Below are 20,113 nucleotides of genomic sequence, written 5' to 3' on the forward strand. Positions count from 1 at the left end.
GCGACCAGACTTATCTCAAACCCTGGTATGCAAATGGAGTCACCATGAAAATGAAAGCAGTTGCCTTATTCGCACTGATCGCCTGCGGCTCAGCACAGGCTGCCAGCGAGCAGGTTACGATCCATCAGGTTACCGCTGAAGGGATTGGAAAATCGCTGGGCACCGTTAAGATTGACGAGACACAGTATGGTCTGCAGTTCACGCCGGATCTGCAGGGGCTTCAGCCAGGCATTCATGGTTTCCATGTCCATGCCAAAGGCAGCTGTGAGCCGGGCGAGTCTGAGGGCAAAGTGGTCGCCGCCGGTGCGGCGGGTGGGCACCTTGATCCGGCCAACAGCGGCAAACATCTGGGGCCTTATGCAGAGGGGCACCTGGGCGACCTGCCCGCAGTCTATGTCGATGACAAAGGCAGCGCCACTTATCCGGTGCTGGCGCCGCGTCTGAAATCGTTAAAAGAGATCAAAGGCAAAGCGCTGATGGTGCACGTCGGCGGTGACAATCATGCAGACCATCCTAAACCGCTGGGCGGTGGCGGGGCACGCTACGCCTGCGGTGTCATCTGAGTTTCCGGGCGGCAGGCGATGGCCGCCCGCTTTTCTCCTGCCTGTTTATGAATTGTTGTACCATCCCTGACATTTCCCCCCTATGATATTGATTCAGGTAAGAAAGCGTGATGGGGAAAGGAGCAGGAAAATGAAATTCAAGGGCGCATTACTGCTGTGTCTGCTGCTGGTGGGATGCGATAAACCCAATGATACGCAACTGGTCACCGAAACCGGACGCGAACTGCAGCGCACCATTGATACCAACCCGATGCGTATCACCTGTGAAAAGATCGCGAAGGGTCGTGAATGGCTGAGCCGCAACATGGTGCATAAGCTGGAAGCGCAGGGTTGCGATCAGGTCTTTCGCAGCGCCACCGAAACCAATTTCACGGATAGCACCATCTATCGCCGCACCATGACTATGGTGTGCGGTGGCATTCATGGTCAGAGTTTTACCGGTACCGAACTGACACGCCGGTTTATCTTCTCACCCGATGAGAAAGTGCTGGTGATTGAACCGATGACCGAAATGGATAAAACCCGCTTCGAAGGCCATAAAACGCTGCAACAGCTGCAGGATGATTTTAACCGGCAACAGCAGCAATATTGCCAGTGATCACTCCGGCACCGCCTGCTTCAGCTGTGCCAGTGAGCAGCGTAACCGCCAGATAATCCCCGCCAGCTCGCTGGCCTCGTTGCTTTCCCGCGCCAGTAATGCGGTGATGGTCTCCTCCAGTTCCATCAGCATCCGATCCAGCGAGCTGTGGCGGACGCCGCGGCTGCTGATAATCTGCTGTAAATCTTGCAGGCAGTGATCGCGAAACCCCATCAGTGCGGCTGAACCGGTGCGCCATTCACGCAGCTGCCAGACAATATGCGAGCAGTTGAGCAGCACCACGCCCCAGCGCAGTAGCCAGACGCGTGCCTGCTCGTCCCGGCTGTGACTGAGCTGGCTGATACGGTGGTAAATCTGCGATTCGAAGCGGCTCTCGCTGAGCCGGGGCCGCTGCCGCAGCTGATCGAGAAATGCCAGCCGCAGCGCCCGGATATGCCGTCGGCTGCGCCGCGCATCGGAGCTGGGTCGCAGAATCTGGAACGCCAGCCAGGCGAGCAGCACCCCACAGACTTTGGCGATGTTATCGTTAAAGAAGTCCTGATAATCCCAGGTGGGCGGGTTAGTCACCGCGATAAACGAACCCATAAAGACGATGAACTGTCCCCACATCCCGGCGCGCTTTTTCTGCTGCAGCTTAAAGAGTTGCAGCGTCACCAGCAGCGGGAACAGAAACAGCAAAAACTGCCACAGCTGACTAATCTGCACCATCAGCCCAAACTTCATCACAAAACTAAACGCAAACAGCCACAGCAGGGTTTTCAGCAGCAGCGTGACGCTGCCGCCAGGTGAGGGTGATGAAGCGTAGAGCACACAGGCTATGGCGGTTAAGGTGAGCGCTGCGGCACCGGAAGACCATTGCGTATTGATCCAGAAGGCGCAGCCCAGCACGATAACGCAGAAAGTACGCAGGGCGCTCCAGCCCGCCTCGGCACTGTCACTGTCGCGCGCCAGCGCCGGAACCGGCGGTGGCTGAAAGCGGGTGTCGGCATCGGCGCGATCCAGCAGGCGGATCCAGCGCTGCACGTTGAGGTACATCCAGCAGAAGTAACGCAGCCGCTGACAAAAAGCGCGCTGCCGGTAGTCGCCATCCGCTGCCGGGGTTACGCTGCGCAGGATTTGCGCCAGACGATATTTATCACACACCGGTTTCGCCAGCTCCGCCAGCAGTTGTTGCAGCGCCTCAAACAGCGCCTCTGGCGCGTCGGGCCAGTTCAGCAGCATACGTCGCAGGCTGGAGAGCACGCTTGTGAGTCGCAGCTGCTGGTGCAGCACATAGTTCAGCACGTTGTTCTGTCGGCGAAAGCGGTAGTGGCTCCAGAACGCCTGAATCCGCAGCAGATTCATGGTCAGGATCTGGCTGATGACATTTTCATGCGCGGTCCGGATGGTCTCGCTGGCTGAGGGCTGCAGCAGTAACACCGCATGTTCCAGCAACCGGGCATGCATCTGTTTCAGTGAGGTAATCAGCGTCTCACCATCGGAGGTACTCGGCAGTACCATCATCATCAATCCGGCGCAGAGAATGCCGGAGATCACCTCGCAGACCCGTGCCTGAGCGATGGTCCATAGCGAGGTGATATCGGTGATATTAACGCTGCTAAAGGCGATGATGGCGGCGGTGTAGCCCGCCAGCGAAAAGGCGTAGGCAACGTTATTCTGGTAGTGATTCGCTATGCCGGTACAGAGCGCCAGCCAGCCGGCAATGGCAAAGGTAAACAGCCACGGCTCATTCAGCGTATGTCCGGCGATCAGCAGCGCAGCGCTTGCCCCCATCAGACTACCAACGATGCGCCCCAGGCTTTTACTGATCGCGCCGCCGACGGTGGGAAAGCTAATCACGGCGGCAGAGGTCATTGCCCAGTACGGCTCATCAAGATCCAGTGCGTAGGCGATGCTCAGCGCCAGACACATCGCAATAGCGTTGCGCAACGCATAGCGCCACTGGCCGGCGTTAGCCTTAATCCAGGACAGTTGATCCCAGGCCAGCCACTGAAAATTCATGGCTGGATGGTGATGGTGCAGCTGGTTCCCGCCACCAGGTCTGCATCGGCAGGGAGCGGGTCGAGACGAATGCGCACCGGCACCCGCTGCGCCAGCCGAACCCAGGGCACGTTGGGTTTTATATCGGGCACCAGGCCGCTGTCGGTCTCAATGCTCTGGTCATAGATGGCGCGGCCAATGCTATCCACCTGACCCTGCAGCCGCATGCCATTACTGTAGAGCACCACCTGGGCCGCTGCGCCTGGGTGAATATGGCGCAGTTTGGTCTCTTCGAAGTAGCCCATTACGTAGTAAGAGTGGCTGTCGACCAGAGCAAACAGAGGCGAACCCGCGGTGGCATAGTTGCCGGGACGCAGCGTCAGATTGGTGATCCAGCCATCCGCCGGTGCGGTCAGCGTCGTCTGCTGCAGATTCCAGCGCGCCCGTTCCCACTCCGCCTGTGCCGCTTTGGTGCTGGCGGCCGCCGCGCCGGCGCTTAATCGCGCGGCATCAAGGTCCTCTGCGGAGATGATGTTGCGCGGCAGACTGCTGCGACGGTTAAATTCATGCTGCGCTTTCGCGAGATCCGCCTGCGCTTTGCTGAGCTGGGCGGCGGCATTGTCGAGCGCGATCTGCCACGGCACCGGGTCCAGCGTTAACAGCAGCTGGCCCTGATGCACAAACTGATTGTCTCTGACCTTCAGTTGCGTAATCCGGCCTGACACCTGAGGTGTGATATCCACCAGCTCTGCCCGTACTTTCCCGTCACGGGTCCAGGGCGACTGCATGTAGTAGTTCCAGAGCCAGCCACCGGCCAGCAGCGCCAGGGCAAACACAATCAGCGTGGAGAAGTATTTTACCGCGTTAAATTTCATATCGATTATCCGTGACCGATGAGCCAGAGTGCGGCGGTAACGCACAGCACAAACAGGGAGAGATCAAACAGGGTGGGATGCCAGACATCGCCGGAGTAGATCCAGCCACGCACCAGAGGGTGGATCAGCAGCCAGAAAAAGAAGCCGAGGATCACCGCTTTGAATATCGGCGGGAAAAACAGTGAGGCACCCACCACCAGATCGGTCAGCGGATTCGCACCTGAAAAAGCAGGAGTGAGCACGTGATAACATCCTTCGTTAACCCAAACGGCAGAGTGAAAGCGCTGCCACGTTATCGTAGCCTGGTCCGGGATTTGTAATTTGTCCTGTAAACTCGCAGAATAGTGTAAAATCTGGCTTGATAGCTAGCAAGCTAATTATAAGGAGATGAAATGGATACGCCCCTCGGAACGGATTTATCTCGCCTGGTGCGCATCTGGCGCGCGTTGATTGATCAGCGGCTGAAGCCGCTTGAGCTGACTCAGACTCACTGGGTGACGTTGCACAATATTCATCAACTGCCGCCCGAACAGTCGCAGATTCAGTTAGCCAAGGCGATTGGTATTGAACAGCCTTCGCTGGTGCGCACGCTGGATCAGCTGGAAGAGAAAGGATTAATCACCCGTTCGACCTGCGCCAACGATCGTCGTGCCAAGCGCATTAAGCTGACGCAGCAGGCCGAGCCAATTATCGAACAGGTTGAGAGTGTGATTGATGAGACGCGGGATGACATTTTGTCCGGCATCAGTCGGGAAGAGATCAGTCAGATGGTGACGCTGATCGCCCGGCTTGAGAAAAACATTCTCGAACTTCAGCATAAAGAGAAATAAAAAAACCGACGCCCAGGCGTCGGTTTTTTGTTTAGCTTCATTAGCGAGGTGAAACCGTCACCTGGCTGCCGTTGGATGCCATCACAACACGCTGGCCAACAGAGTAACGCGTGGCGGCCTGTTTCTGAACCACCATGATGGTGTTGCCATCATCCTTACGGATTTCCAGCTCAACGCCATCGGTTTTATTGACTGCGCCCTGTACGCCCTGGCCTGCTACGCCACCCAGAACCGCACCACCGGCTGTCGCCAGGCTACGTCCGCTGCCGCCGCCAATGGTGTTACCCAGGAAGCCACCCAGCACCGCACCACCGATAGCACCGATGACGTTGCTCTCATCGCCGCCCTGGATTTTCACCGGACGTACTGAGACTAAGGTACCGTACGAAACGCTCTGCACCTGCTTAGCTTCACTGGCACTGTAGGTATCACCCGACAGCGTACTGGTATTGCTACAACCTGCCAGCATCACACCGGCCAGAGCGACCACAATTACACGCTTAATCATTTGAAACTCCTTTAGTCGAGAAGGTGCCACGTTTACCGCTGTATCCTGCTCACAGTATAAGACACAAACCTGGCAAATTAATCCCTGTCCGAATAAAACACGGCTGGACGAAGCATAGACCATGCAGGATCAACAATAATTCAATCGTGGACTAAAAATAGTCCCATTACGTTATCAGTCAGCACGATTGGATAAAAAGAATTTAATCATAGAATTAGCGATCATTATTTGTCAGGCTAACCGCAGATGAATCGCACTTCCCGCCGGAAGTAAGGAATGGCTATGAAATCAGGACGCTATATTGGGGTAATGTCAGGCACCAGCCTGGATGGAGTGGATGTGGTGCTGGCTGCCATTGATGAAAACATGGTGGCGCAGCAGGCGAGCTACTGCCATCCGATGCCACCAGAACTGCGTCAGGCGATTCTGGCGATATGTCAGGGACAGTCCCTGACGCTGTCGCAGCTCGGCCAGCTCGATACCCGCCTCGGCCAGCTGTTTGCTGAAGCGGTAGTGACATTAATGAAGCGCGAATCGCTTGACGCCAGCGATATCACGGCGATTGGCTGTCATGGTCAGACCGTCTGGCATGAGCCGCAGAGTGACGCACCCAATACGCTGCAGATTGGCGATCATAATCAGATCGTGGCGGCCACCGGCATCACCGTGGTAGGGGATTTCCGCCGCCGTGATATGGCGCTGGGCGGGCAGGGCGCGCCGCTGGTGCCTGCCTTTCATCAGGCGCTGCTGATGGATGCTACGGAACGCCGCATGGTGCTGAATATTGGCGGCATCGCCAATCTCTCGCTGCTGATCCCGGGTCAGCCGGTGCGCGGCTTCGATACCGGCCCCGGCAATATGCTGCTGGACGCCTGGATCTGGCGTAATCAGGCTCAGCCGTATGACAAAGATGCGCAGTGGGCGCGCAGCGGGTCAGTGATTCCGGCACTGCTGGAGGCGCTGCTTCGTGAGCCCTGGTTTGCGTTGCCGCCGCCGAAAAGCACCGGGCGCGAACATTTCAACCTCAGCTGGCTGGAGCAGCATCTGCGCTATTTCCCGGGTCTGGCTGCGCAGGATGTGCAGGCAACGCTGGTCGAGCTGACCGCCATCACCATCACGCAGCAGGTGTTACTCAATGATGGCTGCGACCGTCTGCTGGTGTGTGGCGGCGGCAGCCGCAATCCGCTGCTGATGGCACGTCTGGCAGCGCATCTTCCGGGAACGGAAGTAACAACTACCGATGCAGCGGGTGTCAGTGGTGACGATATGGAGGCGCTGGCGTTTGCCTGGCTGGCTTTCCGCACGCTCTCCGGCCTGCCGGGCAATCTGCCTGCGGTGACGGGCGCACGGGAAAAAAGCGTGATTGGCGCAATCTTTCCGGCGAATTCACTCTACCGACGCTAAGCGGGGAGTCGGGGGCAATCTGCCCCCGCAGAATTACAGGCGGCCGTCAGGCGGCGCCGGAGAGATGCGTCAGGTTGCGAACGCCAGTAATCACCGAGGCAACCATGGTTTCACGTCGGGTAATCACCTCAACCTGATAAAACCGGCTGCGGTAGGCGATGGAATAGATAACGGGATGGTACTTATTACCTTCTCCGTAGCGGGAGTAGTGCGCTTCAAGCGCACGGGTCGCTGCGAGAATATGGGAGGGTTCTTTATCACCGCGGATGATTTGCTTCATTCAGTTCCTCAAATGCTGTCCCTGGAGTCACGTCGCACGCATGGCGCGTAGCGCTGGCCTAAACACTGAACATCTGACTGCTAAACATTTAATCACTGACTGGGTAATGACTGACTCTGCCGCGGGAAGATGACAGAAAGATGATCCCCCGGGGCTGTTAATTATTTAGCAGCCGCCGGGTGATCCAGCAAGGCAGGAAATCGCAAATTCATCCAAATCGCAGGGGCGGTCAGATCAGCTCCGGCCAGGCCACGGCCGCAACGCCATTGAGTTCAGGTGTTGAGAACAGAAAGCCCTGAAACTGGGTCACGCCTGCCGCTTCAAGCCACATCCACTCTTCCGGCTGTTCAATACCCTCGGCGATAACACCGATCTCCAGCGAGGAGCAGCATTTCAGAATGGCATGAATGATCGCCTGCTTCGGCCCACTTTTATGCACATCAGCGATGATGGTACGGTCGATTTTAATCTTGTCGGGCTGAATGCGCGTCAGCAGCGACAGGCCGGCAAAACCGGCACCGAAATCATCCAGCGCCAGGCTGATGCCAGCCGCCTTCAGCTGCCTGATGGCCGCTTCAAAGGCCTCAGGCTGCGAGATAATTTCATTCTCGGTGAATTCAACCATGATCTGCTCTGGCACCAGTCCCTGCGCAGCAATCTCATTCAGCAAAAACGGGACGGCATCGGGCACTTCCACCAGCGTCATCGGCAGCAGATTGATCGACAGAGTCATGCCCTCAATCCCCAGCTGCTTCGCCTGCGCGAAGGCGATCTTTTTCGACCTCAGATCGAGCTGATAGAGCTGCTCACGTGACAGTCGGGCAAAATAGTCGAGTGGCGGTTCACCCTGCGGGCCGCGCAGCAGCGCTTCCAGCGAGACGATTTCGCAGGCGAAGGGGTCAACGATCGGCTGAAAAGCAAAGCTGACCTCATCCGCAGCCACCAGCGATGCGTTGCCTTCACGCTGTTCTGACTCGTCACGGATAAACGTCCAGCCGCTGGCAGCAGGGATCTCAAAATAGTTCTCTTTTTCCCGCGCTTCGACAAAGGTGCGCAGGAACTGCAGTGCGCGATCGGCATAGGTCATCTGATACTTTGTGGTGCACTTTGCCAGCACCGCCTCCAGTACCGTCTCTTTATCATGCAGTCGCAGATCGAACAGCTCCATACCGACGTGGCCAAAACGGCGTGCCGGGGCGTAATCGCGCAGCAGTTCAACCAGATTATGGTGGCGAGGATCCTGGCAAATCCGGCTGTAGACTGCATTGACCGCCGCCTCGGGGCCTTCCAGCAGCTGGAAAAAATGCGTGCCATTGAATAATAAAATTCCGGTGATGCTGGAGGATTTATTGATTTTATTCGCTTTCAGCGCCAAACCATTCAGGATCTCAAGCGGCACATGTTCGGTTATGTGGCTGCGATAGATGATTGTCGACAACATAAAGATTTCCGGAATTTTTTATTTTTTGTTATGGCACCTTACCAGAAGCTTCTTCCGGGGAAAACGAGGGCCAGTACGTCTTTCTCACTCTGACTCTGTTTTAGTCAACCGGCAGCGTGGTATCGCCCGTTCCCAGAGAGCGCTGCATAAAAACGGTATCCAGCCAGCGACCCTGTTTGAAACCCACCGAGCGCAGGATACCTGTCATTTCAAAGCCTGCGGCGCGATGTACGGCAATCGAGCCCTGGTTCTCGCTGTCGCCGACGTTGGCGATCAGCTGGCGGAACCCTGCCTGCTCAGCCCAGCGGATTGCATGGTTTAACAGGCGCGAACCGGCTCCGCGCTTCTGAAATCCGGGATCGATATAAATTGAGTCTTCCAGCGTATGCCGGTAGGCATGGCGCGGACGATAAGGTGTCAGATAGCAGAACCCACGTACTTCTCCGTCGCTGACGGCGATAAACCACGGCAGGCCCGCCTGCTGAATCTTCCGCATCCGCTCGCCAATCTCTGCCGCATCGGGCGGCACTGTCTCAAATGAGCCGGTGCCGTTAAGGACATGCCAGGCGTAGATCTGCTGAATCGCCGTGATGTGGCGTTCATCTGCCTCAAAAATTTCCATTATGCGGTTTTGCCCCGAAAGTCTGCACCTGGTGAAAAAACAACGGTATAGCGGGCGATGTGAGGGCGCAATATAAATATTACGCGCTCATAAAAATTTATGAGTGCGTCGTTCTCCAGGATTATTCCTGGCAGGAAGCAGATAAAAAATCACGTCGGTTTAGTGCCACTACTGAATGGTAATTAAGCCTATTCTGAAAACAGCGTCAGCCGGATGATCTGGGCCGGCGTTAAGGCTATTATCGTCGCGGTTCTGATGAGGTTGATTTATTAACTGGAGGCGCAGCGTAATGCGATTTGTTGATTTTCTGAATAGTAAGCAGGGGCTGCGTGCAGCAAGAAATCACTGCTTTGAATTAAATGGTGTGGTACTGGGCCATTTTACTGCGTTATTCCTGCATGATAACCAGATTATTTTTACCAAAGATGGTAAGCAGTGTGCTGTGCCTTATTATCTGGGTCCCGAAGAAGATTTGCTTCAGCAGAAAATAAATCCACGCATTAAAAATATCCGCGCGATCTGAATGGCATCCGCGATGAGCTTATCGCTTCAGCCAGAACACCCGCGTAATAGTTTGTCATTAACCGGGCGATAATATTGGCGCTGTCTGATAAATAGCATCAACGCTGTTTTTACCTTCCCTGTTTTCTGCCAACCCATTCGTTTACGCCTGCTTATTTACCCGACTCGCTGCTGTTCTGCGCGGGCACAATAAACAGCAACAGCAGGGCGCTGACCGCAAACAGCGTCAATGCCGTACTGGCACCCAAAGAGGCGTAGAGCTGACCAAACAACAGCGATCCCGCTACCTGGCCCACCGCCAGCATAAAAAACAGTATGCCGACGCCGGTCGCCGGATCTTCAGCAGTGGCGCGTGCGCCCCACACCAGCAGCACGCCCGATAGCGTGACGTAACCTGCGCCACAGCAGGCAACCGCGATCGCTAAGCCGGTGGATTCGCCCCGACTCCAGGCCAGCACCAGCAGTGGCACTGCCATCCCGCACAGTGAGAGCCGGTATACACCCTTCAGCCCGATACGGGCAGCGACCGGGCCGGTTGCCGCACCCACGATGCCTGCTCCTCCGGCAATCAGCCAGAGTAAGCGGGCGGTCTCTTCATCCACACCGACATGCTGTCGCAGCAGCGCTGACCCAAAGCTCCACCAGGCTGCACTGACCAGACCCGAAATCAAGGCAATACTCATCAGCCGATGCATGGAGCGGCGATACAGCCGCTGGTGCCAGTGACGCACTCTGGTGGGGCGACTGACGGCGTGACCCGATAACACGCGCATCACCGGCAGCACACAGGCCAGCGACAGCAGAGCGAACAGCAGACAGGCGGCACGCCAGCCGCCGGGCAGAACGCTCAGGATGACCACCGTCAGGATAATGCCCGCGCTGGTGCCGGCATTGATCAGGGTATTGATGCGCGGCTGACCTGCAGCAGGGATTCGATCGCTGACCGCCGCCGCCAGAGCAGGTGAAGCCAGACCGGCACTCAATCCGGCAATAAAGAGTCCGGCCGCCAGCAGCAGCGTTGATGAGGCACAGGCGAACAGCAGCAGACCCGCCGTCGCACTGAGTGAGGCCAGCAGCGCCGTCAGCCGGGTGCCATAGCGATCCGCCAGCGCGGCTGCGGTAAGAATGGTGAGGCAATATGCCACAAAGCTGCAGGCTGACAGCATACCCGCCTGCTGCGGGTTGAACGGGATCTCCGCTGAGATAGCGGGCAACATCAATCCCCATGAGAAGCGCGCCATGCCATAGGTCACGGCGATCAGGCTGAAGCCGGTCAGCGCCAGCGCGATGGGCGCTCTCATCCTTTAGCCCTGTTCTGAAGTAACTGACTGACGACCTGCGCCGCCTGTTGAGCAGCGGCGGGACCGGTAATCAGCGCCGTGGTAATGGCACCCTCAAAGAGTATCCAGATGGCATCACTCAGCGACTTATCTTCAGCACTGCGCAGATGCGTCACACAATGGGTGATATAAGCCCGCATCGTGGTCCGGAAGGCCAGCGCCTGAGCGGCCAGTTCGCTGTCCCGCTCGGCATACTCTCCCCAGGCTTTAAGAAAAAAGCAGCCCCGGGCTCCGTTCGCCGCCGTCCACTCGCCCAGCACCCTGAACAGATGCGCTATCGCATCAGGCTGTTGCGGTGGCAGCAGATCGGCCATAAAGCGCTGCTCGCGGGCGTCGAGTACCGCTGCGGTCAGCGCTTCGCGTGAGGCGAAGTGATGATAAAGCGTACGGGTAGAGACGCCCGCTTCGCGACAGAGTTGGTCGGTGCTGGTGGCGTGGAAACCGTGGGTGTAGAAGAGCCGCTCGGCGGCCTGGATGATATCGTTTCTCTTTTTCATACTTTAAAAGTAAACCGATCGTTTTACTTTTTCAAGCCGATCGCTGTTAAGTACGCCCGGCGGTATTGATAAATCCCTGATGCCAGGGGAGCTGGCGTTCCGCTTAAAGGCACGCTGTGCACCGATTTCACTCTTATTCAGCTTCAGTTTATCAATACTCATAATTACCCCTGTGGGGGTTATCTTTTTCAGCTTCTGCACTAATCATATCTGAGTAGCGTGTCACCCCTGTCGCGCGGGTTTGTTTTATAAGCTATTGTTTTTTAGATTTTATTTTGTTTTTTGCTTTTTTAATGATGCATTAGCAGTATAAATGAAAGCGGGGCGACAGAGAGGGTGAGGGCGTTACAGCGCGTGGAATGCCTGAAGCGACATAAGCAATGAAAAAGGGCATATTCTCAAAGTCAGCCAGACTTACGCAATAAAGTGGTTTTAGGGATAATTCTCAGTTAGTTTAATAAAGCTTCAGATTACAAAAAAAACCTCTTACGAATTTTGGTTCGTTTTTTAAGATACATACAGCAACTATCAGGATGACTACCATGCTCAAAGCCAGCTACTATTATCTGTGCCCGCGTCCCATGGGTGGATGGATTTTACACAAAGAAGGTTGCGTTAATCTGTCAAAGAACGATAAACGCGTTTTTATTGGTTCGCTTTATACTCGCCAGCAGGCGCTGGCCGTGGCGAAAGTTCACCACGCTAATGCCATACTCTGTAATGCCTGTCTGAGCACCTTTATTTGCCCGACCAGCAGCAGCACGGCAATTAAACCGGCACGCGCGGCAACGCCAACCCGCCATACGCCAAAACATTAATTTGTATGCAGGCAGTTATTGTTCTGCTGTGGCAGAAGGATAATAAAGGGAATTAATGCTGCGGGCCGGTTAGAATAAAAAAAGGCAGCGTAAAGACGCTGCCCTGTTCTTTATTTAAGCCTGTTTAGGCTGGCCATTTGAGGCGGTAATTCCGCCATCGACCGGCAGATTAACGCCGGTAATATAACTGGCTTCATCGCTGGCAATAAAGAGAATGGCACGGGCGATATCATCCGCTTCACCGGCCCGGCGCAGTGGAATACGGTCGTAAAAGCGCTCCAGCAGCGCCTGATCCTGTTTGGCATCTTCGGTCAGATCGGTAAAGGTAAAGCCGGGACAGATTGCATTGACCCGTACGCCATCTGCGCCGTAGTCCATCGCCAGCGCACGGGTGAAGTTGGTAATCGCCCCTTTAGCCGCGTTGTAGATGCTCATGCCCCAGTCGCCGCCTAAACCGGAAACGGAAGAGATGTTAACCACGTTGCCTTTGCTCTTTAACAGGGCAGGCATGAAATAGTGTACGCCGTGGAAGACCCCATCAAGGTCAGTTTTCATCAGGGTTTTCCATGCGTCGAGGTCGACTTCATGGATGCGGCCCTGCACGATGACGCCGGCATTATTTACCAGCACGTCAACACGGCCATACTTCTTCAGCACGGTTTCTGACAGCTGTTTAACCTGTGCGGCTTCTGAGACGTCGCAGGCAGCCACCAGATGATCGCCTGGCGTCATGTCGGCCAGCGTCTCTTCCAGTTTCTGCGCGGTACGGCCCACCAGCACCACTGATGCACCCTCTTCAGCGAAGCGTTTTGCGCTGGCTTCGCCAATGCCGGATCCGGCACCTGTCACAACCACAACTTTCTGCGTAAATCTGGACATTATGCCTCCTTTTCAGCATCAATTCTCACTGTTAACAACCGGTTAAGCCTGGCAGCGATCGCCAGAAACACAAGCGCAGCGCGAAATGCGCTGCGCCAGATGACGGCTATTTAACCGGGTCAGCGGCTATGGACGTCTGAACAGGGCGAAGCTGCGTCCTTCCAGTTCGAAATCCTTCTCTTTGGTGATCACCAGACCGCGCTTTGCGGTGTCGCTGGTGGTCAGTTCCAGCACCCAGCCGCCTTCACCAAACTGCGGGATCTGGAACGGTACATTGCCTTCAAACGGATTGAACAGCATCAGGACGTCGTGCCAGATGCCTTCCTCGGTCTGGAGGTCCGGTCGGCCGATATAAACCCCCAGCGTTGAGCCTTCATCCCACTGCTCAGCCTGCTGGAAGCCGCCACCGGCGTTAAACCATTTGATATCCATGCCATCACGCCAGTTTTCACGGCGCAGTAACGGCTGCTGAGCACGTAACGTCAGGATCTGGCGGGTGAACTCGCGCAGCGCCTCGGCAGATTCCGGCAGGTTATCCCAGTGTACCCAGGAGATTTCGCTGTCCTGGCAGTAGCCATTGTTGTTGCCCATCTGGCTGCGGCCAAACTCGTCGCCCGCCAGCAGCATTGGCGTACCGTGTGAGAAGATCAGCGTGGCAAGGAAATTGCGCTTCTGACGCTCGCGCACCGCGTTGATGCCTTCATCATCGGTCGGGCCTTCAACCCCGTAGTTGTACGAGCGGTTGTCGTTGTGGCCGTCGTTGTTGTCTTCGCCATTCTCCGCGTTATGTTTGTCGTTGTACGACACCAGATCGTTGAGGGTGAAGCCATCGTGCGCGGTGATAAAGTTGACGCTGGCCCATGGACGACGACCGTGCTGATCGTAGAGATCGCCGGAACCCAGCAGGCGGGCAGCAAAGTCTGTGGAGACGTTGTTGCCTTTCCAGTAGTCACGCACCGTATCACGATACTGATCGTTCCATTCTGCCCAGCCTGGCGGGAAGCTCCCCACCTGATAGCCGCCCGGACCGATGTCCCAGGGTTCACCAATCAGCTTTTTCTGCGACAGGACCGGGTCCTGCATGATGGCATCGAAGAAGCCGCCGCGCGGGTCAAAACCATCAGGCTCGCGACCGAGAATCGTACCCAGGTCGAAACGGAAGCCGTCGATATGCATTGATTCTGACCAGTAACGCAGCGAATCGAGCACCATCTGCAGCACACGCGGATGCGAGGTATTGACGGTGTTACCGGTACCGGTGTCGTTGATATAATAGCGATGCTGGTCTGGCAATGTACGATAATAGGAGAAGTTATCGATGCCTTTAAACGACAGCGTTGGCCCCAGCTCATTCCCCTCGGCGGTGTGGTTGTAGACCACGTCGAGGATCACCTCAATACCGGCATCATGGAAGGCTCGCACCATGTCACGGAAGCCCTGAATGCCGCGCGGCCCAAAGTAGCGGGTGGCGGGTGCAAAGAAGTTCAGCGTGTTATATCCCCAGAAGTTTTTCAGCCCTTTATCCAGCAGGTGCTGGTCATCCGGGAACCAGTGTACCGGCAGCAGTTCGACCGAGGTAATGCCCAGGCTTTTGATGTAATCGACGGTCGATTTGTGGCTCATGCCGTCAAAGGTGCCGCGCATTTCAGGTGGCAGGGCGGTGTTGAGCTGCGTGAAGCCCTTAACGTGAGTTTCATAGATGACGGTTTTCGGCCACGGCACATTCGGACGGTTTTTATCCTGCCAGTCGAATTCGTTGGGATCGATAACCCGGCACTTTGGCGTAAACGGCGCGCTGTCGCGGCTGTCGAAGGTCAGATCTTTATCGTCATGATAGAGATCGTAAGCGAAGTGCGCCTCGTTCCACGCTATGTCACCCGCCAGTTCACGGGCGTAGGGATCGAGCAGCAGCTTGTTCGGGTTAAAGCGATGACCATTTTCCGGGTCATAGGGGCCATAAACGCGATAGCCATAGAGCGCACCGGGCTGCAGGCCCGGAATATAGCCGTGCCATACTTCATGGGTATATTCCGGCAGCTCCAGACGGGCAATTTCCGTTTTACCGCTGGGATCGTACAGACAGAGTTCAACCCGCTCGGCGTGGGCGCTGAACAGGGCGAAGTTCACGCCCTGACCATCAAAGTTGGCCCCCAGTAAATGGCTGTATCCCGCCGTAATTTCAAAACGCTGACTGTTTGACATTTATGCCTCGTTATTCAATGAACAGATTGACGCGTAATAAAAAAAGTTCTTTCCGGAATTCACTGTGCCACCAGCACGGCACACCACTGCGATGCCAGCCCGGTAAGCGGCAACTGATCGCCCGCAGCCACCGTTTTACCGGTCAGCACATCCTGGTAGCGACGCTGGCCCAGTGCGGTGGGCAGCGCAATGACCGTGTCAGCCCAGCGTGCAGCGGGCGGCTGGTCGAGATTCTCCGGCAGCTGGTTAAAGACCCGCCGTGACACAACCACTATCACCGCCTGATCCTGTCCGGTGCGGGCAAAGGCCAGCACATTATTCTGCTGCTCGCCCTCTGCCGACAGTGCCAGATAGTCACCGTGGCGGAACAGAACAGGCTGCTGCTGACGCAGCGTCAGCAGCTTCACAATCGCCTGCTGATTGACCTGACCGCGCAGCCAGTGCGCCTCACTGCCGTCGTGCTGTGGCGCGTTAAGCATCGCCGCCAGCGCGTCGAAATCGGGTTCGCGGCGGTTATCGGGATCGACCAGGCTGAAGTCCAGTGCCTCGCTACCCTGATAAATATCGGGTACGCCAGGCGCCGTAAGCTTCACCACAGTCTGGGTCAGACTGTTAACCAGACCGGCACGCATAAAGGGTTGCAGCGACTGGCAGAAGTCATTGAGGAAGGTGCTGTTGGCGGGCGCAAGCAGGTGACGGGCATAGTCCAGCACTGCCTCCTCATAGGCGTCGTTGTTGTCGGCCCAGTCGGTACGCAGCTTGGCTTCACGCAGCGCTTTTTCCACATAGACCACAAAGCGGGCCTCCAGCGCCGCCAGACCTTTCGCATCCTGCGGCTGCAGGGTGGTTGGCCAGACGCCCGCCAGCGCTTCATACAGCATCCACTCCACGGCCGGTTCGGGTGCCGGACCATCTTTCAGGCGCACGACCTGATCGTGGTTCATCTCCCGCCAGCGGTTGACGCAATCCGCCCAGCGCTGCGGCGCTTCGGTAAGGGTATAGAGTCGCGCACGCGCATCTTCACCGCGCTTGGTGTCGTGTGTGGAGGTGCCCGACAGCGCATCGGGCTGATGTTCGCGCCGCGCCTGCATTTCAGCGTGAAACTGATCCAGCGAGAAGTGGCGCGCCAGCGGTTCAGCGCCCACTTCATTCAGCGCCAGCGCCATGTGCTGACGGAAGAAGAGGGTATCTTCCACCGATTTCGCCATCAGCGGTCCGGTCAGCTGCTGGAAGCGGGTGCGGAATTGCGTGGCATCGTCGCGAGCGGAGTCGGCAACCTCTGCGCGCAGAATATGGGTCAGGAAATCAAGCGCCTGACTGTCGGGCGCGTGGGCGCTGGCTTTCACCTCGCTGACCACCTGTTGCAACAGCGCGGTGTCGGCTGGGGTCAGGCCCTGCGGCGTACCGTAGGTGCGATAGACCGGGAACGCCACCAGCAGTTCACGCAGCGCATTCTTCAGTTCCGCTTCCGGCTGTGGCGTGCCTTCTGCGTCGGCAATCTTCAGTGCCAGCTGCAGTAACCGGTTAAATTCACCGGCAAAATTGCGGTTTGCCATCAGCAGTTTGGCGGCGCGCAGCTCCGCTTTCATATCAACGGTTTTACCGATGACGGCCTGATACGCTTTGCGCAGTCCGCTCAGCTGATCGCTGTCGACCAGCAGATTGGCGAGCGCGGCCATAAATTCATATCCGGTGGTGCCGGAAACCGGCCATGCGTCAGGCAGCTGTTCATTGTCACCCAGGATTTTCTCCACGGTGAGATAGCAGTCGGGACCGGCAGCCTGGCGTAACTGCTCCAGATAGCCGTGCGGATCGGCCAGGCCATCTACGTGATCGACGCGCAATCCCTGCACTGCACCGCTGTGAACCAGTTCCAGGATCAGCTGATGCGCGGCATCAAAGACCGTTTCGTCTTCCACGCGCACGCCCACCAGACCGGTCACTTCAAAGAAGCGGCGGTAGGAGAGATCGTTGGGCGCATCGCGCCATGACATCAGCCGCCACGGCTGCTGGTCATGCAGTTCAGCAATCTCTGCCGCGTCGCGCAGGGCGAGCACCGCTTCTTCCCGATCCTGCCAGGTATCAGGTGCCAGCGGATAGAAATTGTCGAAGTAGGCCAGCGCCGGTTTGCCGGTCTGCGGATCGCGCTTCACGCTGATTTCGCCGTTGGCCAGCACCGCCTCAAAGGTGTCACCGAGGAACGGCAGCGTCAGGCGGCGTGACCAGTCGATATCGAAGTAATGCGCATAGCGGCTCTGTTCGCCATGCTCAATGACGTCGCGCCACCACGGGTTCTCCAGCGAGGCGGCCATATGGTTAGGCACGATGTCGAGGATCAGCCCCAGCCCGGCCGCTTTCAGCGCGGCAGCCATGCGATCAAATCCTTCACGGCCGCCAATCGACGGCTCGATCTGGTTAACGTCGGTCACGTCGTAGCCGTGGGTCGATTCAGCGGTAGCGCTGAAGATCGGCGACGCGTAAAGATGGCTGATACCCAGCTGTTTCAGGTAGGGCACCAGCGCCGCCGCACGGTCAAACGTCATGCCATTGCGGAACTGGATGCGGTACGTTGCGGTTGGAATATTCATTCTGCTTCTCTCTTAGCCAGGCGCACCACGATAGTGTTGGGAATCAGTTCGCTGGCGGCCTGCGGCCAGGCAAACAGCGTTTCGCCGGGCAGATCGGGGATCGGCTGTGTGCTGTTGCCAACGTTCAGCGCCAGTGACAGCGTGCCCTGCGGGAAGTCCCAGCGCACCGCGAGGAAACCTTTCGCCGTTTTCACCACCTGACCGGCATCGCCACCGGCGGTCTGCAGCAGCGGCACGATATGTTGCTGACGCAGGGCCAGCAGCTGACGCGTCAGCGCCAGCCACTGCTGACCTTCCGGCGTTTCTGTTCGCTGCCAGTTAAGCTTCGACTGTTCAAAGGTGGTGACATCGTTGGGATCCGGCACAGTTTCGCCGTGACCGGCATGGCCTTCAAACTCTCTGGCGCGACCTTCACGCACCGCTTTGGCCAGATCGCCGTGGAAATCGGTGAAGAACAGGAACGGCCGGGTTTCGCCATACTCTTCACCCATAAACAGCAGCGGAATATGAGGCGAGACCAGTAACATCGCCAGCAGCACCTGGGTGCGCTCTGCGCCGGCCAGGCTGATGAGCCGTTCGCCCTGCGCACGGTTACCCGTCTGGTCATGGTTCTGAATAAAGTCGACAAAGGCGACCGGCGGCTGGCTGCTGCTTTTCACGCCGCGTGGCTCGCCCGACTGCGGCGAGACTTCGCCCTGATAGACAAAGCCTTCTGCCAGCGCCCGTGCTACCCGCTGTTCCGGCTGGTCGGCGAAATCCTGGTAATAGGCGTGGCTTTCACCGGTTGCCAGCACATGCACGGCGTTGTGAAAGTCATCGTTCCATTCGCCGGTAAACAGCGGAGCATCCCCGTTTTCGTCACGCGGATGCAGGAAGGTGACGTTACGGCAATCTTCGGTGGTCAGATGAATAGGGCGGTCGGTAATCGTGGCGCGGATGCGCTCAGCTATGTCAATCAGCACATGCTTGTCGCTGGGATCGTCAATCTGATCGATGGCGTCAAAGCGCAGGCCATCCAGATTAAACTCCTGCAGCCAGTAGAGCGGCGCTTCCACGATATAGCGGCGCACCGCATCAACGTCATAGGCGATACCGGCACCCCACGGCGTCTGGCGCTCTTTGTAGAAGAAGTCCGGCGAGAGCAGCGGCAGATAGTTGCCCTCCGGGCCGAAGTGGTTCAGCACGATATCCAGCACTACCGACAGACCGTGGCCGTGTGCTGCGTCAATAAAGGCTTTGAAATCATCGGGTGTACCGTAGGCAGCATGCGGTGCATAGAGCAGCACGCCATCGTAGCCCCAGCCGCGATGACCGCCGAACTGCGACACTGGCAGGACTTCAATCATGGTAATGCCGGTTTCAGCCAGCATTGGCAGCTTCTCAATTGCCGCCCGGAAGGTGCCCTCAGGCGTAAAGGTGCCGATGTGGAGTTCATACACCACCGACTCCTGCCATGGACGACCCTTCCAGCTCGTGTTCTGCCACTGATAAGCGTCAGGATCGATCACCAGCGACGGGCCATTGACCTCTGCTTTCTGAGCGCGGGCGGCGGGATCGGGCACCGCTGTACCATCGGCCAGCACATAATCATATTCGGCATTGGCTGCCACACCGGCGACCTGAGTTTCAAACCAGCCGTCAGCCTGCGGCGTCATCTCAATGTCTTTACCGGAGAGCCGCAGCGTCACGCGTTGCTGACCGGTTGCCCAGAGGCGGAAACGCACCTCGTCGCTGGCAACCCGTTCAGCGCCCCAACTTTTAAAAAAAGATTTGGATTCCATTCAGTTGCCTCATTTAGCCTGGAAATGCGCGATGGTGGCCACCGCACGAAAAGGATGTCGATGACGCAAGCGTCAAAAAATCTTAAAGCTATCGGCGAGACCAGGAGGCCAGGTGGGCTGGCGCGTCTCTTCAGTCAGAAAGCCGGACTGGTATTCAGCGTGGTGTGGCGGAAAACGGGCCGTGAGACCGCTTCCACGCGGCATACAGAGAGTAATCATAGACTAAGATGTTGCAATCGCAGGGCGGCGGGAGGTGGAGAGGCATTAATTTGCGTTAATTGCTGTGAATCTGCATCCGACGGGGCGAAAGCAGGATCCAGGCGCAGAAAAGCCTGCCGGATGGCGCCGATTCGCTATAAGCTTATGCGCGATGGCGCAGGTCGCT

20 protein-coding genes are annotated in these 20,113 nt (G+C 57.0%); 6 read left to right on the forward strand and 14 right to left on the reverse strand.

From position 1 onward, the window contains the following. Nucleotides 1–44: 44 nt before the first annotated feature. Together sodC and FOV68_RS00705 are read left to right on the forward strand one after the other, a co-directional pair. Nucleotides 45–563 carry a superoxide dismutase family protein gene (sodC, locus tag FOV68_RS00700; RefSeq protein WP_010245567.1) on the forward strand — a complete coding sequence of 173 codons (519 nt, stop codon included), beginning with the start codon at nt 45–47 and terminating at the stop codon, nt 561–563. A gap of 130 nt (nt 564–693) precedes the next feature. Further along, the gene (locus FOV68_RS00705) at nt 694–1,161 is read left to right on the forward strand and encodes a hypothetical protein (protein ID WP_031590459.1); all 468 of its coding nucleotides are present in this window, start codon (nt 694–696) and stop codon (nt 1,159–1,161) included. On the opposite strand, the gene FOV68_RS00710 is transcribed toward FOV68_RS00705, so the two are convergent. The 3 genes from FOV68_RS00710 to FOV68_RS00720 are packed head-to-tail and all read right to left on the reverse strand — an operon-like array spanning nt 1,162 to nt 4,258. Next, the gene (locus FOV68_RS00710; protein ID WP_143990164.1) at nt 1,162–3,162 is read right to left on the reverse strand and encodes an FUSC family protein; all 2,001 of its coding nucleotides are present in this window, start codon (nt 3,160–3,162) and stop codon (nt 1,162–1,164) included. After that, complete coding sequence (locus FOV68_RS00715) at nt 3,159–4,016, reverse strand: HlyD family secretion protein (protein ID WP_143990165.1); 858 nt, start codon at nt 4,014–4,016, stop codon at nt 3,159–3,161. Before FOV68_RS00715 ends, FOV68_RS00710 begins: the two co-directional genes overlap by 4 nt. Nucleotides 4,017–4,021: 5 nt before the next feature. Continuing rightward, entirely contained in the window at nt 4,022–4,258 is a 237-nt protein-coding gene (locus FOV68_RS00720) for a DUF1656 domain-containing protein (protein ID WP_010245554.1), read from the reverse strand. Between the two features lie 150 nt (nt 4,259–4,408). Between FOV68_RS00720 and slyA the strand changes: the two genes are divergently transcribed. Continuing rightward, nucleotides 4,409–4,846: a transcriptional regulator SlyA gene (slyA, locus tag FOV68_RS00725; protein ID WP_010245551.1), complete on the forward strand. Its 438-nt coding sequence runs from the start codon at nt 4,409–4,411 to the stop codon at nt 4,844–4,846. A gap of 40 nt (nt 4,847–4,886) precedes the next feature. Here the strand turns inward: slyA and slyB are convergent, their stop codons facing one another. Next, entirely contained in the window at nt 4,887–5,354 is a 468-nt protein-coding gene (slyB, locus tag FOV68_RS00730) for an outer membrane lipoprotein SlyB (protein WP_010245548.1), read from the reverse strand. A 282-nt stretch (nt 5,355–5,636) separates the two neighbouring features. Between slyB and anmK the strand changes: the two genes are divergently transcribed. Beyond that, nucleotides 5,637–6,758, forward strand: a complete 1,122-nt coding sequence (anmK, locus tag FOV68_RS00735) for an anhydro-N-acetylmuramic acid kinase (RefSeq protein ID WP_031591518.1) — start codon at nt 5,637–5,639, stop codon at nt 6,756–6,758. A gap of 46 nt (nt 6,759–6,804) precedes the next feature. Here the strand turns inward: anmK and FOV68_RS00740 are convergent, their stop codons facing one another. The 3 genes from FOV68_RS00740 to FOV68_RS00750 all read right to left on the reverse strand — a co-directional run bounded on the left by FOV68_RS00740 (nt 6,805) and on the right by FOV68_RS00750 (nt 9,101). After that, nucleotides 6,805–7,038, reverse strand: coding sequence for a DUF4060 family protein (locus tag FOV68_RS00740; RefSeq protein ID WP_010245542.1), 234 nt, complete (start codon nt 7,036–7,038; stop codon nt 6,805–6,807). 229 nt (nt 7,039–7,267) lie between these two features. Further along, nucleotides 7,268–8,479: a diguanylate phosphodiesterase gene (locus FOV68_RS00745; RefSeq protein ID WP_031591516.1), complete on the reverse strand. Its 1,212-nt coding sequence runs from the start codon at nt 8,477–8,479 to the stop codon at nt 7,268–7,270. Nucleotides 8,480–8,579: 100 nt separating this feature from the next. Next, complete coding sequence (locus FOV68_RS00750; protein WP_031591514.1) at nt 8,580–9,101, reverse strand: GNAT family N-acetyltransferase; 522 nt, start codon at nt 9,099–9,101, stop codon at nt 8,580–8,582. A gap of 289 nt (nt 9,102–9,390) precedes the next feature. On the opposite strand from FOV68_RS00750, the gene FOV68_RS00755 reads away from it, so the two are divergent. Then, complete coding sequence (locus tag FOV68_RS00755) at nt 9,391–9,624, forward strand: hypothetical protein (protein ID WP_010670048.1); 234 nt, start codon at nt 9,391–9,393, stop codon at nt 9,622–9,624. A gap of 151 nt (nt 9,625–9,775) precedes the next feature. Here FOV68_RS00755 and FOV68_RS00760 read toward each other — a convergent pair whose 3' ends face one another. From FOV68_RS00760 to FOV68_RS23935, 3 genes are read right to left on the reverse strand one after another with little or no spacing between them, the layout of a single operon-like run. After that, nucleotides 9,776–10,924 carry a nitrate/nitrite transporter gene (locus FOV68_RS00760; protein ID WP_143990166.1) on the reverse strand — a complete coding sequence of 383 codons (1,149 nt, stop codon included), beginning with the start codon at nt 10,922–10,924 and terminating at the stop codon, nt 9,776–9,778. Further along, nucleotides 10,921–11,460: a TetR/AcrR family transcriptional regulator gene (locus FOV68_RS00765; RefSeq protein WP_143990167.1), complete on the reverse strand. Its 540-nt coding sequence runs from the start codon at nt 11,458–11,460 to the stop codon at nt 10,921–10,923. Before FOV68_RS00765 ends, FOV68_RS00760 begins: the two co-directional genes overlap by 4 nt. 3 nt (nt 11,461–11,463) lie before the next feature. After that, nucleotides 11,464–11,622, reverse strand: a complete 159-nt coding sequence (locus FOV68_RS23935) for a hypothetical protein (RefSeq protein ID WP_186289703.1) — start codon at nt 11,620–11,622, stop codon at nt 11,464–11,466. A gap of 380 nt (nt 11,623–12,002) precedes the next feature. On the opposite strand from FOV68_RS23935, the gene FOV68_RS00770 reads away from it, so the two are divergent. Next, on the forward strand, nt 12,003–12,278 hold the full coding sequence (locus FOV68_RS00770; RefSeq protein ID WP_010670051.1) for a hypothetical protein: 276 nt from the start codon (nt 12,003–12,005) through the stop codon (nt 12,276–12,278). 114 nt (nt 12,279–12,392) lie between these two features. Here FOV68_RS00770 and FOV68_RS00775 read toward each other — a convergent pair whose 3' ends face one another. From FOV68_RS00775 to treZ, 4 genes are all read right to left on the reverse strand, one after another. After that, entirely contained in the window at nt 12,393–13,157 is a 765-nt protein-coding gene (locus FOV68_RS00775; RefSeq protein WP_010245522.1) for an SDR family NAD(P)-dependent oxidoreductase, read from the reverse strand. A 126-nt stretch (nt 13,158–13,283) separates the two neighbouring features. Continuing rightward, on the reverse strand, nt 13,284–15,359 hold the full coding sequence (glgX, locus tag FOV68_RS00780) for a glycogen debranching protein GlgX (RefSeq protein WP_010245519.1): 2,076 nt from the start codon (nt 15,357–15,359) through the stop codon (nt 13,284–13,286). A gap of 59 nt (nt 15,360–15,418) precedes the next feature. After that, entirely contained in the window at nt 15,419–17,947 is a 2,529-nt protein-coding gene (gene treY / locus FOV68_RS00785; protein WP_143990168.1) for a malto-oligosyltrehalose synthase, read from the reverse strand. Continuing rightward, nucleotides 17,944–19,728, reverse strand: coding sequence for a malto-oligosyltrehalose trehalohydrolase (gene treZ / locus FOV68_RS00790; protein ID WP_143990169.1), 1,785 nt, complete (start codon nt 19,726–19,728; stop codon nt 17,944–17,946). The genes treY and treZ overlap by 4 nt, the downstream gene beginning before the upstream one ends. Between the last annotated feature and the right edge of the window lie 385 nt (nt 19,729–20,113).

The organism is Pantoea sp. paga (assembly GCF_007558755.1).
Lineage (GTDB): Bacteria > Pseudomonadota > Gammaproteobacteria > Enterobacterales > Enterobacteriaceae > Pantoea > Pantoea agglomerans.